Source organism: Oceanobacillus sp. CAU 1775 (assembly GCF_054482815.1).
On sequence record NZ_JBTLRO010000002.1, the window covers coordinates 486669 to 503323 of the forward strand.

At 34.7% G+C, this 16655-nt stretch carries 17 protein-coding genes; 3 read left to right on the top strand and 14 right to left on the bottom strand.

Annotation, left to right across the window (positions count from 1 at the left end; translation table 11 throughout):
* Nucleotides 1-2: 2 nt before the first annotated feature.
* A complete protein-coding gene (locus tag ACXYMZ_RS05675) occupies nucleotides 3-284 on the bottom strand; it encodes a YlaN family protein (RefSeq protein ID WP_458947498.1) in 282 nt (93 codons plus the stop codon).
* 167 nt (nucleotides 285-451) lie between these two features.
* On the opposite strand from ACXYMZ_RS05675, the gene ACXYMZ_RS05680 reads away from it, so the two are divergent.
* Entirely contained in the window at nucleotides 452-931 is a 480-nt protein-coding gene (locus tag ACXYMZ_RS05680; protein WP_458947392.1) for a hypothetical protein, read from the top strand.
* A gap of 81 nt (nucleotides 932-1012) precedes the next feature.
* Nucleotides 1013-1597, top strand: a complete 585-nt coding sequence (locus ACXYMZ_RS05685; protein WP_458947393.1) for a YhcN/YlaJ family sporulation lipoprotein — start codon at nucleotides 1013-1015, stop codon at nucleotides 1595-1597.
* Nucleotides 1598-1662: 65 nt separating this feature from the next.
* Here the strand turns inward: ACXYMZ_RS05685 and ACXYMZ_RS05690 are convergent, their stop codons facing one another.
* The gene (locus ACXYMZ_RS05690; RefSeq protein WP_458947394.1) at nucleotides 1663-1956 is read right to left on the bottom strand and encodes a hypothetical protein; all 294 of its coding nucleotides are present in this window, start codon (nucleotides 1954-1956) and stop codon (nucleotides 1663-1665) included.
* A 224-nt stretch (nucleotides 1957-2180) separates the two neighbouring features.
* On the opposite strand from ACXYMZ_RS05690, the gene ACXYMZ_RS05695 reads away from it, so the two are divergent.
* Nucleotides 2181-2384: a YlaI family protein gene (locus ACXYMZ_RS05695; protein WP_458947395.1), complete on the top strand. Its 204-nt coding sequence runs from the start codon at nucleotides 2181-2183 to the stop codon at nucleotides 2382-2384.
* A 78-nt stretch (nucleotides 2385-2462) separates the two neighbouring features.
* Here ACXYMZ_RS05695 and ACXYMZ_RS05700 read toward each other — a convergent pair whose 3' ends face one another.
* From ACXYMZ_RS05700 to ACXYMZ_RS05755, 12 genes are all read right to left on the bottom strand, one after another.
* Nucleotides 2463-2771: a YlaH-like family protein gene (locus ACXYMZ_RS05700; RefSeq protein WP_458947396.1), complete on the bottom strand. Its 309-nt coding sequence runs from the start codon at nucleotides 2769-2771 to the stop codon at nucleotides 2463-2465.
* A 129-nt stretch (nucleotides 2772-2900) separates the two neighbouring features.
* On the bottom strand, nucleotides 2901-4847 hold the full coding sequence (thrS, locus tag ACXYMZ_RS05705; protein ID WP_458947397.1) for a threonine--tRNA ligase: 1947 nt from the start codon (nucleotides 4845-4847) through the stop codon (nucleotides 2901-2903).
* Nucleotides 4848-5194: 347 nt separating this feature from the next.
* Complete coding sequence (gene ytxC, locus ACXYMZ_RS05710) at nucleotides 5195-5896, bottom strand: sporulation protein YtxC (RefSeq protein WP_458947398.1); 702 nt, start codon at nucleotides 5894-5896, stop codon at nucleotides 5195-5197.
* A 282-nt stretch (nucleotides 5897-6178) separates the two neighbouring features.
* Nucleotides 6179-7105, bottom strand: a complete 927-nt coding sequence (gene dnaI, locus ACXYMZ_RS05715) for a primosomal protein DnaI (RefSeq protein ID WP_458947499.1) — start codon at nucleotides 7103-7105, stop codon at nucleotides 6179-6181.
* 26 nt (nucleotides 7106-7131) lie between these two features.
* Complete coding sequence (locus ACXYMZ_RS05720) at nucleotides 7132-8463, bottom strand: replication initiation and membrane attachment family protein (protein ID WP_458947399.1); 1332 nt, start codon at nucleotides 8461-8463, stop codon at nucleotides 7132-7134.
* 17 nt (nucleotides 8464-8480) lie between these two features.
* On the bottom strand, nucleotides 8481-8957 hold the full coding sequence (gene nrdR / locus ACXYMZ_RS05725) for a transcriptional regulator NrdR (protein ID WP_458947400.1): 477 nt from the start codon (nucleotides 8955-8957) through the stop codon (nucleotides 8481-8483).
* A 207-nt stretch (nucleotides 8958-9164) separates the two neighbouring features.
* A complete protein-coding gene (locus tag ACXYMZ_RS05730) occupies nucleotides 9165-10190 on the bottom strand; it encodes a glyceraldehyde-3-phosphate dehydrogenase (RefSeq protein ID WP_458947401.1) in 1026 nt (341 codons plus the stop codon).
* A gap of 105 nt (nucleotides 10191-10295) precedes the next feature.
* Nucleotides 10296-10898, bottom strand: a complete 603-nt coding sequence (gene coaE / locus ACXYMZ_RS05735; RefSeq protein ID WP_458947402.1) for a dephospho-CoA kinase — start codon at nucleotides 10896-10898, stop codon at nucleotides 10296-10298.
* 12 nt (nucleotides 10899-10910) lie between these two features.
* Entirely contained in the window at nucleotides 10911-11738 is an 828-nt protein-coding gene (gene mutM, locus ACXYMZ_RS05740; RefSeq protein WP_458947403.1) for a DNA-formamidopyrimidine glycosylase, read from the bottom strand.
* A gap of 12 nt (nucleotides 11739-11750) precedes the next feature.
* Nucleotides 11751-14390 carry a DNA polymerase I gene (gene polA, locus ACXYMZ_RS05745; protein WP_458947404.1) on the bottom strand — a complete coding sequence of 880 codons (2640 nt, stop codon included), beginning with the start codon at nucleotides 14388-14390 and terminating at the stop codon, nucleotides 11751-11753.
* Nucleotides 14391-14504: 114 nt separating this feature from the next.
* Entirely contained in the window at nucleotides 14505-15866 is a 1362-nt protein-coding gene (gene pnpS / locus ACXYMZ_RS05750; protein WP_458947405.1) for a two-component system histidine kinase PnpS, read from the bottom strand.
* The gene (locus ACXYMZ_RS05755; protein ID WP_458947406.1) at nucleotides 15866-16558 is read right to left on the bottom strand and encodes a response regulator transcription factor; all 693 of its coding nucleotides are present in this window, start codon (nucleotides 16556-16558) and stop codon (nucleotides 15866-15868) included. Before ACXYMZ_RS05755 ends, pnpS begins: the two co-directional genes overlap by 1 nt.
* Nucleotides 16559-16655 lie beyond the last annotated feature (97 nt).

Here is a 16655-nt window from a genome sequence, read left to right on the forward strand (position 1 = left end):
CCTTATAATGATCTTTGATTTGCTTCATGCAATATATTAAGCTTATTTTCTAGATTATCTAGAAGTGCTTTACCTTCATTTTCACTAATTAAGTTCAAGCGTATCGCAAAATCAATCTCACGTGAGAGACCATACATTTGAGTATCCAAAACATCTTCATAAACCGGACATTGTGGCATTGTTAAATTCTCAATTTGAACTTCTATTAGCCGCAAAATTTTCTCAGCGTCAGCCTTAAGAAGGGCGTGGGCTCTTTCGCGATGATTAACAGTCACCTCAGGAATCAAATATATCCCCTCCAATAGAAAGACTCTTTCTTACATATTATCTCTACAGCCAAAAAAAAGCAAATATAATAATAGAATTTGGATAGATGAATTTTCTTTTTAAGTTTGCTATGATGTAGATTGTAGTTAGTAGATAGAAACAAAGAGGAAGCGGAGGAAATAAAATGATCGTACCTATAACTGGTAATGTAAAGTACTCTATCACGTTAGATCCAACAGTTTGGATATTTGATGATAGAAAAATTAAATTTGAAGATGCTTTTAATAATCCATCTGAAAATACAGTAGAAGAACCTAACTTCAGTTCTGCATCACGCTATAATAAAGAGGTTTTCCAAGCAACAAATGGAAATAAGCCTATATCTAAAGTTGATGGGAAAGAAATTCTTGAGAATTCGTATGTGATTTCACTTGATACTTATCTAGATAGAGCTGAAATTAAAGAAGATGCTGTAAGTGCTACACTTGTTAAAACAAATGGTGAAGAAGAAACAATCTCATTAAAAGATCTTTATCATACATATTTATTATTTGCATGGAAAGGAAAGCCATTAAAAGAAGATGGTCCAGTACATGTTTACATGAAAGATGGTTCAAATAAAGAAGCTCCAATTAAATTTGTCACTAAAATTGTTATTAACTAAATCTATGATAGAAGCCAATGAATATTTTTACTCCTCTTTGCAAAACATATGAACACTAGCTAGATTGAGGAGGAATGTAATATGCATATTCGTAAACTTGGCTTCTTTCTTTTTGTTTTGTTCTTTCTTGTTGGTTGTCAGCAAACGGATAATACTTCAACTAACCAAGGAGAACAGTCAGATAATAATCGTTTCATGCAAGTTGAAAACACAGCAGAACGTGGAGAAGCTGCCTACAGTAATTCGGAAATCGCCCAACATTTAGCGAATGTCGCTTCAAAGGTTCCTGATGTAAACAATGCATCTGCTCTTGTTGCTGGTCCCTATACTGTCGTGGCAATTGATCTTGAAGAAGATGTTGACCGAGGCCGTGCTGGTTCTATAAAATATACTGTATCTGAAGCTTTATACCATGATCCCTATGGTAAATCAGCGATTGTAGTGGCAGATGCAGATTTCATGGCTAGAATTAATGGGATGAATGAAAAAATGAGACAGGGTCAACCTGTTCAGGGAATTATTGAAGAACTCGCTGCAATTGTTGGTAGGTATATGCCTGAATACCCTGTGCCAGACGATGAACAAATCGGTAATGATGAGAAGATGGACGATGCCATGGAAGATGGTAACGAGTCATTGAATGAAGCTCAGCAAACAAATGAGTAGTCTTTTAAAAAGTAGAAAATCCCTTGCTTCTAGATAAAAGAAGCAAGGGATTTTTATATTAAAAATTAATTATATTCCTCGTTGACATCATTTTCGTTATAATATTGCACTCCAAACTGAGAGCCCTCAGAGACCATTTTCGCGTTTTCTAAATCTGCGATGTCTCGACTTTCTAATTGATCGGGCTTCCCTGCTTTTTCAAATGTAGTAGCAACATCGCCATTAGAGAACATATTTGTCATATTACTAAATTTATCTTTTACTTTTTCTTTTTGATTCTCATTCATTAAAAAATAACTTGCTGCACTAGCCCCAATGACACCTGCGCCTACAGCAGTAACAATACTGCGCTTTCTCATCAAATCTTCATCCTTTCCTATTTGATATCTTTAATCTTCCCCTTCCGCCTCAAATCAAACCTTTTAATTTTACTTTTGATTATATGCTTAGAGAAGTCGGAGCACATCAAGGATAGAAATTATATTTTAGCATGTCAGAATTTACATCTCGTTTTTATTTATCGATAGGCTTGTTTCAATTGTGGTATACTAAATAATAATCTTGAATGTTTTGAGGTGAAGTTATGCAGGTGAAGTGTACGATTTGTGATAAGGTAGATGAATTGCGAGATGGTTCTTTTCAAGCAAAACGATTGAGAAATCGACGCACATACATGTATCTCTGCACGGAATGTGAAGAAAGAATTGCCCAAAAAACACATGCTCGTCATGCTACTGGTAAATTTAAATTGTATGAAGAACATAAAAATGATGAAGAATATATTTAAATACAGTTTTTTTAAAGTTAAGTATGGTTTGTGTACTAATTAACTAGCTTTAAAATAGCCACTAACAAAAATAACGCCTTAAGAGGCGTTATTTTCTTTTCTTTGGAAATACATTCTTGAACGGTAAATTGCTAATACAATTACGATAATGATTAGACTTTCTGTCATTGGCAACATTAGGATACTAAATAATGTTGTAATGGATGTACCTAAAATCAGCAATATGTATACGAGTATGCTTTTACCAATACTCAACTTTCTAGCAAATCCAAGTTTATAAGCAATTGCAGACAGAACAACGTTAATTCCATACATAATCCAAAAAGCGTTTTGTACACCGTAATTCTCGACTACGAAATCTAAGACTAAACTAAATGAACCAGTCATATACTTTTATCCTCCAATAACAATTGACTCCATACTATCATACTAAATCTTTCAATTTCACGCTACACAAAAGCCAACATGAGAATACATATAAAAATCAGCGAACGGATATGTTCGCTGATATTTTTCTTATTTATTTAAAGATTTGTTTTCAACTTCTTCTTTTAATAACTGTTTAAAGTCATCAAGTGAGACAGCTGTTGTTTCTTTTTCACCGTAACGACGATATGTTACAGCACCTTCTTCTATTTCCTTATCTCCTAATACGAGAGAGAATGGAACTTTTTCTGTTTGTGCTTGACGGATCTTATAGCCAATTTTCTCATCGCGCTCATCAATCTCAATACGGATTCCTTGTAAACGAAGCTCGTCCGCAACTTTTTGTGCATAGTCAAGATGTACTTGTGGTGAAACTGGGATTACTTTTACTTGGACAGGTGAAAGCCAAGTTGGGAAAGCCCCTTTATATTCTTCAATTAGGAAAGCAACAAATCTTTCCATCGTTGAAACAACCCCACGGTGAATAACGATTGGACGGTGTTCTTTCCCATCCTCACCGATATACGTTAAATCAAAACGTTCTGGAAGTAATACGTCTAATTGAACAGTAGATAGCGTCTCTTCTTTTCCTAAGGCTGTTTTAACTTGAATATCAAGTTTTGGTCCGTAGAAAGCTGCTTCCCCTTCTGCTTCAACATAATCTAATGCTAGCTCTTCCATTGTTTCCTTTAACTGACTTTGCGTCATTTCCCACATTTCATCATTGTCAATGTATTTTTCCTTATCTTCTGGATCACGATAAGAAAGTCTGAAGCTATAATTTTCGATTCCAAAATCTTTATAAACATGCTGAATTAATTCAACAACACGCTTGAATTCATCTTTTAATTGATCAGGTCTAGCAAAGATATGTGCATCATTCAATGTCATGCCACGTACTCTCTGTAGTCCAGCAAGTGCTCCACTCATCTCATAACGGTGCATTGTGCCTAACTCGGCAATACGTACAGGCATTTGACGGTAGCTCCATAGTTGGTTTTTAAACACCATCATATGATGCGGACAGTTCATTGGACGAAGGACGAGTGTTTCATTATCCATTTCCATTGGTGGGAACATGTCATCCTGGTAATGATCCCAGTGACCACTCGTTTGGTATAAATCTTTACTTCCTAAAACAGGTGTATAAACATGGTCGTAACCTAACTTTTCTTCTAAATCAACAATATATCTTTCGATTAGACGACGAATCGTTGCACCTTTAGGTAACCATAATGGTAACCCTTGCCCTACTTTTTGCGAGACAGTAAATAATTCTAATTCCTTACCTAATTTACGATGGTCGCGTTCTTTTCTTTCTTCTAAAATTACTAAATGCTCATCTAACTGTGATTTCTTTTCAAAAGCAGTTCCATAAATACGTTGTAGCTGTTGATTATCACTATCGCCACGCCAGTATGCTCCTGAAATGCTTAATAATTTAAAGGCTTTAATTTTACTTGTAGCTGGTACATGGATTCCTCGACATAAATCGAAAAACTCCCCTTGCTCATAAATAGTAACTTGTTCGCCTTCAGGAATTGCTTCAATTAATTCTATTTTTAAATCATCGCCGATTTCTTTAAAACGTTTAATTGCTTCCTCACGCGTAACTTCAACTCTTTTTATTTCTAAGCTTTCATCAATAATTCTTTTCATTTCTTTTTCAATCTTAGGTAAATCTTCGGGAGTTAATTTATGCTCCATGTCCATGTCATAGTAGAATCCTTCTTCTATTACAGGACCTACACCAAACTTCACATCACCATATAAACGTTTTACAGCTTGCGCTAGTAAGTGAGCGGATGAGTGACGTAAAAGGTCTACCCCTTCTTCATCTCGATATGTAATAATCTCAATTTTACCACCCTGATGAAGTTCTCTACGTAAATCTACTTGTTCGCCATCTAGTTTAATTGCTAATGCTTGTTTCTTTAATCCTGAAGAAATCGAACCTGCAATCTCTTCACCAGTTACCCCCTCAGGAAAATTCTTCTCTGCCCCATCTGGGAATACAAATGTTAATTCTGCTGCCATTTGAATACAACTCCTTTTATTTTAAAATCAAAAAAACCGTTCCTCTGCATTTCTGCAAAGGGACGGTATATTTCTATCACGTGGTTCCACCCTAGATTTCCAATAAAATTGGCTCAAATCTTTAACGCAGATTATACGCTTCAATTTACTTAAGTTCAAAAGAAGAGTTCAAAGGTGGTAATTATTTGGCTGCATATGGAAAGCTTTCAGCTAATACTTTCCTCTCTTCTCTATACAGTAAATCAAATAATATTGTCCTTCTCATTACTTTTCATACTATTTATTACAAGTATTATAACGCGCCATTTTTGAAAATGCAAGTATCTTTAAATTGGACTTGTACAGTATTAAATTTCATTAACAAAAGAAAACGGAAACTCATCATACATTCGAATGGCAACTCTTTCCTGAAACACATTAATCACCGTCTGTATTTTTGGATGAGACGGGTCGTGTACATACAAATTTATTCGATCTGGAGCTAATGCAATCAGTGGGGTAAGATTCCATTCTTTCTGGGAAAGACCAAATAATATTAGCGGATCTTTTTTTATTCTAGTTATTAACTCTGTTTTTGAAAATGGTCTCCCTTGTTCATTAAAATAATTAAAATTTTCTCCTTCTAATACATGAATCAAAGGAACGGTGCTTTCCTTCTTTTTAATAAATTCTCTTAATGTCTGTATAAATGACTGGTGTTCCTCTTCCCTTTTAAATTCATCGATTGCCAAGCCAACATAATGAATAAGTTCTTCTTTAAAAATCTTCATACCGAATTTTACGATGGAATCGAAATGTAATGTCGTTGTATTGCGTATATGCATTAAAAAGATTGCTCGCAGCAATTGAATCGGATGCTTTCTTTGGCGAATCATGATACTATCTGCATCCTCCCCAGTAATAATCCACTCCGCGAGTTCATGGATATGTTGAATCACATGCTTGTCTGAAAAATAATATTTATCCTTTATAATTTCGATAAGTACGCTACTGAAATAAAAATTTAAATAGACATTTACAAAAGAATCCGCAACCGCTTGATACTTCAATTCATTAAAAGCTTCAAAATCGACTTGTATCCTGTTCCCCCACTTTTCATTTATGCTCCAATTAACCGAAAGCTGTTTGTTCTGTTGAAAAAGATTCTCACAAAAATGTATAACCTCCTTGTCAGTTTCAAAATAAATCTCCAGCAATTGCATCACCCTCATCTTCAACAAACTGTTATATTATATGGGATGTCCAACTGATTAATGATAAAACTGGTTAAACTAGTGAGCAAAATAAAAAAACTTTTAAGCGAGTACTCTCACTTAAAAGTTTTTCGTCATTTATTTTCTGCGATTATATCCTGGAACATGCACTATTTCACTTACTTGTTGAATTCTTTGGATGATTCTTCCTGCCTTCAACTTTTCCGTACCACTTCTCGTAGAAGCTAAGTGATCTTCCATTTGTTCTAATGTCAGGTTTGATGTGAAGAAAACTGGTAAGCCTTCCATCATACGATACTGTAAAATAGAGCTTAAGATTTCATCCCTGAACCAAGCAGATTGCGATTCTGCTCCAATATCATCTAGCATTAAAATATCGGCAGTTTTAAACAAATCTATTTTTTCGTTTACAGAGTCGTCTTTAAATGATGCTTTAATTTCTCTTACAAACTCAGGCATATAGATTAAAGTTGAAGATACATTGAACTTTTTCAATTCATTAGCAAGTGCACCAAGTAGGAAGGTCTTTCCAACTCCAAAGATCCCATGTAAATACAGTCCTTTTGATGGTAAGGAAGTTTTGGCTTGATTCAAAAACTCATAAACTTTAACCAATACTTCTGTTCTTTGTTGGTCACTGTCAATATCGCTGAGTCTTGCATTTAAAATTTCCTTTGGCATATATAAGCTTCTTACTAATTTTTGTTGTTCTTGTTCTTTTTCGTACATTTTTCTACTATGACATTTTTCGTAGCGAATATGAATTTCATTATGCACGACTTGTAAGATCGGTGAATAACCTTGAATCATGTTTTGGCAGCCACCATAAGATTCACATTTATCACATTGTTTCGATTGTGTTTTATACTCATAAAGCTTAATAAGGCCTTTATTTATTTCTTCTTGTGTTAATTCAGGATGATGGGAAAGGAATTCCTTGATTTCTTTATCCGCAAGTAATTCTTCACGCATTCGAGTATAGTTTTCTTTAAAACTTTCACTTTGAGACATCCATGATTTTAAGTTAGATTGGATTGGTTTCATTTCATTCATCCTCTAAAAGATTGGTTTTAGTTTCCTTCTGAATACTGTTTCATTAGATGTGCTAACCTTTGTTGTTCTTCAATACTTACGTCCTGCTTTGTTTCTTGAGGCTTGCCTTGTAAATGCTTCCCCTCTTTAAACCAATCAGGCACAATATCTTTTGATGCTGACTTTTGTTGATATGGTCTTTTATTTGTTTTAGCTTTTTCGTAGTTTTCTTTTTCCTTCTTAGCAAATTCCATTGCTTCTTTCGCTGTTTTAAGTTTAGCACGTGACCATTGACCAGCGATTGTACCTACGAAATTCTTTGTTAGCTTCATATTCGTCTGAAGTAAACAGTAATGAATAAGTACGTTCATCACAGGGGCCGGTAATCCTTGCGTCAACATGATCTCCTCAATTAATTTCATGTCCTGCGCTGAAGCCATTCCTCCACTAGATAAATCTTCTAATAATTCTTTCGGAGAGATCGATTCTAATTTTTGAATTAATGCTTCCTCTTTCGACTTTGGAGGGGTATTTATTTGCGTATTAGCAGGCTTAGGCGTCTTGTTTGTTAATCTTAAAGCCTTATTATTATTTTTTGCCTTAAATAAATCATGGCAAGCTTGTTTGAATTCTTCTGTATCTAAATCGTTTTCTTCTGACAATGCCCAAAGCAATGCATCGTCAATTTCATAACTTTCCAGATCATATAATTGAATCATTTGTGAAATTAATTTCTTATTTGTTTCCGTTAAAACACGCCTAACTGGGATCTTCCTTTGCTTTAACATTTGTTCAAGCCATTTAAATTCTTGTTTTTGTGCTGGTTCTTCTTTTACTTCTGGTTCAAACGACTCGGCTAAAGTATCTTTATTCGGTTTAAAAGTTTGGAATACTTCTTGGAATGCTACTGTGATATTATCGCCTCTATGGTTCGTTTCCTTTGCCATATAAAAGTTCTGCAACTTACGAAATTTCTGTTCTCCTATATGATTGTATAAGAGGGTAGTAAACATCGCTTCTTTAAAAAAGCTCTTCGGATCAAATGGTGGTTCTAAAACATACGTATAGATATCTATTTCTTGGGATTCTTTTTTATATGTTTTTAAAAGGCCCATTCCCTCTAATTTAATTCTAGCTTCATAAATTTGATCGAGTGGAAGAATAAGATAATTCATTAATGTATGATGTGTTTGAGGGGATTCCTCTTGTAGCAGAATATCATTTAAAAGTGTTTGATAGAGCATTAATGCCTCGGAACCAATTAATGGCTGATACAGATGTGTTAAGGACTGTAAATAATTCGTTGGTAACGGATTTCTTAATTCGACAAAATAACCGTCAACAGGCAATAATTTACCGATAGGGTTCAAGCTTTACACATCCTTTATTATTTCTGTTCTTTTTCTTGTTTGTCTGTATTAATTAAATCTTTTAGTTCATCTAGAAACACAGAGACGTCCTTAAACTGACGATAGACGGAAGCAAAGCGCACGTATGCGACCTCGTCCACTTTCGATAACCTTTCCATCACAAGTTCGCCTACTGCTTTCGAATCTACTTCAGAAGCACCGGAGCCTCTTAATTCTTTTTCTACTTCTAATGCAATATCTTCAATTGTTTCAATTGGAACTGGTCTTTTTTCACAAGCACGAATAATTCCTCGTGTTAATTTTTCACGAGAAAACTCTTGGCGCATCCCGTCTTTCTTTACAACGATTAACGGAATTTCTTCCATTCTTTCAAATGTCGTAAAGCGTTGGCCACATTTTTCACATTCTCTTCGGCGACGGATCGCTTTGCCTTCTTCTATTGGTCTTGAATCCGTAACTTTTGTATTTTTATATTGACAATTAGGGCATCTCATTGTGTTCCACCTCTATTTTCACATACGATGTGATGTCTGACAGTGTATATGTATTTTTAGGATTAGTTATATAATAATTGTACAGTATATTTTAACATGTTTTACGTAATACATCTAATTCAAGAATAAAACAGCTTCATTCAGATTGTAACTAAAAACAAGGCCAGCTTGAATTTACCCAAGCTGGCCTTTGTTAATTATATAAGTTTATACTGTTTCTTTACTTTTAATTGATTCTCCGACTAGTTTAACTAAATCTAGTACACGTGCTGAGTAGCCCCACTCGTTATCATACCAAGCAATGACTTTGATTTTGTTGTCTTCCATTACGATGGTTGACAATCCATCGATAATTGCAGATTCTTCTGTCGTTGTATAATCGATTGAAACAAGTGGTTCATCAGAGTATCTGATAATTCCTTTATGAGTTGTTTCAGCTGCTTCTTTGAAGGCATTATTAACATCTTCAACAGTAACAGATTTTTCAACGTCTACAACTAAATCTACAAGCGATACATCTGGTGTAGGTACACGTAAAGCCATGCCATGTAATTTACCATTTAGGTGAGGTAATACAAGGCCAAGTGCTTTCGCTGCTCCAGTAGATGTTGGAATAATCGATTGTCCGTTACTACGTGCACGACGTAAATCTTTATGTGGATTATCTAGGTTATTCTGGTCTGTCGTAAATGCATGGACAGTAGTCATTAGACCATTAATAATTTTAAAGTTGTCATCTAAAACTTTTGCGACAGGTGCTAAGCAGTTCGTTGTACATGAAGCATTTGAGATGACGTGGTGTAGATCTCCATCATATTCTTCATCATTCACACCGAGAACAATTGTCTTATCAATATCTTTTCCTGGTGCAGTAATAACAACTTTTTTAGCTCCTGCTTCTAAGTGAAGTCCTGCTGTATCATTTGTTGTAAATTTACCAGTTGCTTCAACAACAACATCTATATTTAATTGTTTCCAAGGTAGTTTTTCTGGTTCACGAGAATTTACTACTTTTACAACATGTCCATTGATTTCGATTCCTTCACCATGTACATTTACTTCTCCATCAAAAATACCATGAACACTATCGTACTTTATTAAATGAGCAAGTGTTTCAAAAGGATATCGTGCGTTAATAGCTACAACCTCAAAGTTATTATTTAATACAGCCTGACGAAAGACCATTCTTCCAATTCGTCCAAATCCATTAATAGCAATACGAGTCTTAACCATAATTACCTAATTCCTCCCATTAACGTTATACTAGTTAGTTAAATTCCTTAATTAGTATAACACATTTAGGCTATGATGTGTTACACTTTGATAATTTTATCCTGACTAAAATTTAACATCCCATTCTTGGAGGATTTTTGTTAATTGATTATGGCTTTCTTCTTTGGTGCCATTATTGTTTATGACGGCATCTGCTAATTTTTCTTTGTCTGAAACAGGCATTTGGGATGCTATTCGTTGTTTTGCTTCTTCTTCTGTAAAAGTATCACGAGCCATTAAACGTGATAATTGAGTTTTTTCATCAATACTTACAACGATAATTTTATCTACAAAGTGCTCTAGCTTACTTTCAAACAGTAATGGAATATCAAAAACGATACATTCTTCACCACTCTCAAGTAATGCGTCTTTCTTTTCTAACATTCTTTTTCGAATGGCTGGATGAATGATAGCATTTAATTCGCTTCGCTTACTTTGATCAGCAAAAATAATTTGACCAAGGCGCTCTCTGTTTAAGGTTCCATCTTCATGAAAAACTTCCGCGCCAAATGTATTTCTTATTTCGTTAGATGCTGGTTCACCAGGGTTTACTACTTCCCTGGCAATTTTATCCGCATCAATTACTGGTATGTTGAAGGATTCGAACATGGCGGATACCGTACTTTTTCCAGTAGCAATACTACCTGTTAACCCAATGATTAAACTCATGATTATCCCTCCTTAAAACGGCTGACAACTCTCACAAATATGAGTTCCACGACCGGCAACTTTCATTTTCGTAATAGACCCACCACAATTCTTACAAGGTTTTTCTTGTTGCCCATAAACAAATAGCTCTTGCTGGAACATTCCCATATCACCTGCCGAGTTTACGTAAGACCGAATCGTTGTTCCACCAAGTTCAACAGCTTCGGTAAGCGTAAGTACAGCTGCCTCTTGAATCGCTTGAATTTCCGAATCGTTCAATGTATTCGCACGTCTCAGTGGATGGACGCCTGCTTTAAATAGCGTTTCATCGACATAGATATTCCCTAAACCTGTGACAACTGTCTGATCAAGCAGAACAGCTTTTATGAGCCGTTCTGTCTTTTTTAGTCTTTCTTTAAAATAATTAAAACTAAATGCTGTATCAAATGGTTCTGGACCTAATGTTTTCAATGGGTTTGTTTGCATTTCTTTTCCAATCGGATAAACATGCATCGTACCAAATTTACGAACATCATTATAACGGAGCTCTTCCCCATCTGTGAAGGTAAAAATAACATGTGTATGTTTCTTGATTTCATCCCCATTCGGATGGACACTGTACTTCCCTTCCATTCGAAGGTGAGAGACGAGCACATAATCATCTAAATAAAATAATAGAAACTTTCCTCTACGTTTTAACGCTCGGATAGTTTGTCCGATAAGTAAATGCTTAAACTTCTCTGTATCATCTGGTTCTTTTATTATTTTTCCCCAAAATACTTCTACATCTTTTATCTCTTTCTCTAATATAAGATGCTCTAATGTTCTTCTAATTGTTTCTACCTCAGGTAATTCTGGCATTTCTTTATCTCCTTATTTTGCATCAAACCAGCTTGGTCCGTATTCAACGTCTACTTTAAGTGGAACATTTAATTCAACTGTTGACTCCATTGTTGCTGGTACAATTTTAATTAATTGTTCGAGCTCTTCTTTTGGTGCTTCAATGATCAATTCATCATGTACTTGCAGTAAAATTCTTGCTTGGAGGTTTTCGCTCTCAAGCTGTTCATTTAAATCAATCATCGCCTGCTTAATAATATCAGCTGCACTTCCTTGAATCGGCGTGTTCATTGCAGTACGCTCAGCAAAGCTTCTTAGGTTAAAGTTACGACTCGTAATTTCTGGTAGGTATCTTCTACGATTCATTATGGTTGTTACATATCCTTGTTGTTTTGCTTGATAAACAATATCATCCATATACTCTTTTACACCTGGGTAACTCTCGAAATAACGATCGATAAATTGTTTTGCTTCTTTTCTTGTAATCCCAAGGTTTTGTGAAAGTCCGTAATCACTGATTCCATATACAATTCCAAAGTTAACCGCCTTCGCTTGTCTACGCATTTCCGATGTAACTTCGTCTTCTTTCACATGAAAAACATCCATTGCTGTTTTCGTATGGATATCCATATCATTATTAAATGCATCGACCAATCCTTTATCATTCGCAATATGTGCAAGTACACGTAGTTCAATTTGCGAATAATCTGCAGCGAAAATTAACCAGTCTTTTTCTGAAGGTACGAATGCACGACGAATCTTTCTACCTTCTTCTAACCGGATAGGAATATTTTGTAGGTTCGGATCTACCGAGCTTAATCTTCCTGTCTGTGTTAATGCTTGATTAAATCTTGTATGAATCTTACTTGTTTCTGGGTGAACCACTTTTAATAGTCCTTCAATATAAGTTGATTGAAGTTTTCCAAGTTGGCGATAAAGTAAGATTTTCGGAATGATTTCATGATCATTTTGCAACTGTTCTAAAACGTCAGCTGCTGTTGAGTAGCCGGTCTTTGTCTTTTTAATCACGCGTAAGCCAAGATTTTCAAATAAAATTGGGCCAAGTTGTTTTGGTGAGTTAATATTAAATTCCTCACCTGCAAGTTCATGTATTTCACTTACTAACTTATCTAATCGCTCTTTTAAATCAACACCCATTTCTTCTAATGTTGACTTATCCACAAGCACTCCTCGATGCTCCATTTTCCCTAAAATTAAAGCAAGCGGCATTTCTAGTGTTGTCAAAAGCTCATATTGCTCATTTGCATGTAATTCCTCAATCATATTTTCTTTTAGCTCATGAAGTGCAATTGCTTTTCGAACGACATGATCTGCAAGTACACTCTCTTCAGGAACTTTTAGCTTCGCACCTTTACCATAAACTTCTTCATCGAAAAGAACATTTGTATACCCTAAACGGTTTCCGATTGCAGGTATATCATGGTTGTTTTCGGAAGGATTTAATAAATAGGAAGCTAAAAACATATCAAATTCGATACCCTTCATTTCGATTCCATTTCTTTTCAGAGCAACTAATGTTTTCTTCGCATCGAATACTGACTTCTTCTTTGTTGGATCCTCTGCCCATGCTTTAAATTCAGCAGACTGAAGAGCAACATCTAAAGGTATGAAAAGTCGATTTTTATCATCAGCCACAGCAATCCCTATAATAGGTGCTGTATGGTAATTTTCTTCTAATAATTCGACAACGATTGAGGTCTCGTCAGCTAACATTTCTTTTTTAATCGTAGAGACAATCTCGATATCAATCTTTTCCATTTCCACTGTCTCTTCAGATTCACTATCTTCTGTCCCAGAAATTTTACTTAACAAGGAGACAAAACCTAAATCTTTAAAAATACTTGTCACACTGTTTTGTTCATATCCTTCGTACGTAATTTCATCCACGGAAATCTCAATTGGTGAGTCTCGATTAATCGTCACTAATTCCTTACTCATGAATGCATCTTCTTTATGGTTCGTTAAATTCTCTTTTAGTTTTTTGCCACTAATTTCATCTAAATTTTCATATACTGCTTCAAGTGTTGTATACTGCTTCAATAATTTTATCGCAGTCTTTTCACCTACACCTGGCACACCAGGAATATTATCTGAGCTATCTCCCATTAATGCCTTCATATCGATAATTTGTTCAGGTGCTAATTCTAGTTTTTCTTTCAAATATGTTGGTGTATATTTTTCAACTTCGCTAATTCCTTTTTTGGTCACACTAACTGTTACACTATCCGATATTAACTGCAGCATATCTTTATCTCCAGAAATGACCGTCACTTCCCAGTTTTCATTGTTTCCTTGTTTGGAAAGTGTTCCAATGATATCATCTGCTTCATATTGAGGAAGCTCATAATGTTTGATATTAAAAGCATCAAGTAGCTCTCTTACAAGCGGGAATTGCTCCGATAATTCAGGTGGCGTTTTTTGACGACCGCCTTTGTATTCTTTATATGTTTCATGACGAAACGTCGTTTTACCCGCATCAAAAGCTACAAGCAAATGCGTTGGTTTCTCTTCTTCAAGAATTCGAAGCAACATCGTAGTAAACCCATAAACGGCATTCGTGTACACACCTTTATCATTGTTCAGTAAAGGTAAAGCAAAAAACGCTCGGTAAATAATACTATTTCCATCAATCAAAACTAATTTATTAGACATCCAAATTCCTCCGCTTCAAAGTTCATACATTCATTTTATCATTCCTTGCCATGAAAACAAAAAATAATAGAGCCCAGGATTTTGAGTCCTGCGCTCTTGATAAATAACACTAACTTATTTTGGTAGTAATACTGTGATTTTTGTTCCATTATTTACTTCACTTTCAATCTGAATTTCTCCATCATGCACTTCAATGATATGTTTTACAATCGCAAGTCCAAGCCCTGTTCCACCTGAATCACGGGCCCTCGCTTTATCCACGCGATAAAAGCGTTCAAAGATTCGTGGTAAATCTTTTTCTGATATCCCAATTCCTTCATCCGAAACAACAATTTCTACTTGATTATCTTTTTCTGATATTTTCAACGTAACAGTGCCGTCTTCTTGACTATAGACAATCGCATTAGCTACAAGATTTACTACTACTTGCGCAAGTCTTTCCTTGTCAGCTTTAATTTCAATATCTTCTATGTGAGTTGTTAAGGTGATTCCTTTTTCAATTGCATTATAATTTAAAGAAGGAATGATACTTTCCACAAATTCCACTGCAGGAAATTTATTTAGAACGAGTTGGAAGTTTTCACTTTCAAGTTTAGAAAGCGCAAGTAAATCCTCGATAATTGTTTGTAATCGAGCACTTTCATTATAAATAATCTCTAAGAATTGTGTGGTAATTTCTTTATCTTCTAGATCTCCATCTAATAAAGTTTCAGAGAATCCTTTGATAGATGTAATTGGTGTTCTAAGTTCATGAGAAACATTCGCAACAAAATCCTTACGCATCATTTCTAATTTCTTTAATTCTGTAATATCATGCAGAGCAATTACTGCACCCTTTAACAACTTCTTTTCATTAATAATTGGCGCTACCGAAATTTCAATAAATAGTTTTTCAATTCCTATATAATGACTAAAACCTTTTCGTACGGAATCTTCATAAAGGAATACTTCCTGAATGGTTTGTTGCAGAATTTCATTATTGATTACTTTATAATAAAGATTTCCAACATAATCTTTTTCAGTTTTACCAAAGAGTTTAAGGAACTTACGATTCACCAGATGAATATATCCTCTTTCATCTAATAAAACTAATCCACTTTCTGTATTATCAATCAGAGTCGATAGCTGTTCAGATTGCATTTGCTCTTGTATAGAGGCATCTGTTAATTCACGAGCTAACTGATTAATTTTATTGCTTAAATGTAGCGTTTTTTTATTTGTTGTTGCATGAAATCTTGCTTGATAGTTTTTATTTATGATTGCTTCAATTGTTTCTGAGGCAGCATCAAGTGGTTTAATATATTCAAGATAAATTCTTTTCATAAGGATGATGATAAAAATAAATACAATTAGCAATACCGCACTTAAAAGGATAAGATCCTCGGTAAATGTAGAAATAATAAAGCCCGCAACCAATAATATTATGGCAATATTGAAGACATATCTTACAAGTGGTTTGGGGATGAAACTATTCATCAGACAGGCTCCTCAATTTTATAGCCAAGTCCTCTAATTGTTTTAATGTATTTTGGGTTCTTCGTATCTGGTTCAACTTTATCTCGTAAATGGCTAATATGCACATCTACTATTCTCGTATCTCCAACAAAGTCATAATCCCAGACTCCACTTAATAATTGATCACGCGAAATAACTTTTCCTTTGTTTTTCGCCAAGAAGTATAGTAGTTCAAATTCTTTACGAGTAAATGCGATGGTTTTTCCATTCATCTCAGCTTCATATCTTTCAGGGAAAATGATTAAGTCACCAATTTTTAATTTACTAAAGTTTGTTTCATTGGATTTAATGGATCTTCTTAAGATTGCTTTGATTCTAGCAATTACTTCTTTAGGACTGAATGGTTTCGTTAAGTAATCATCCGCACCTAATTCAAGACCTAGTACTTTATCAAACTCTTCATCTTTCGCTGTTAGCATAAGGATTGGTGTTTCAATTTTATTTTGTCTAAGTTGTTTACATACTTCAATTCCATCTAATTTAGGCAACATCAGATCAAGGATAATTAAATCGTATTGATTTGTTTCTCCTTTGCTTAAGCCTTCTAAGCCATCGTATGCTTCATCTGTTGTAAATCCTGCTTTTTCAAGGTTGTATTTTAATAATGTTACTATTGATTTTTCATCGTCAACGATTAATACTTTTTGGCTCATTGCATTCGTCTCCTCTAAGTACAATTTCTCTACTGATACTATTCTATCTTACCACTTTCAAGCCTTTTTCGATAATGATTAACTTATTATTAAGAAA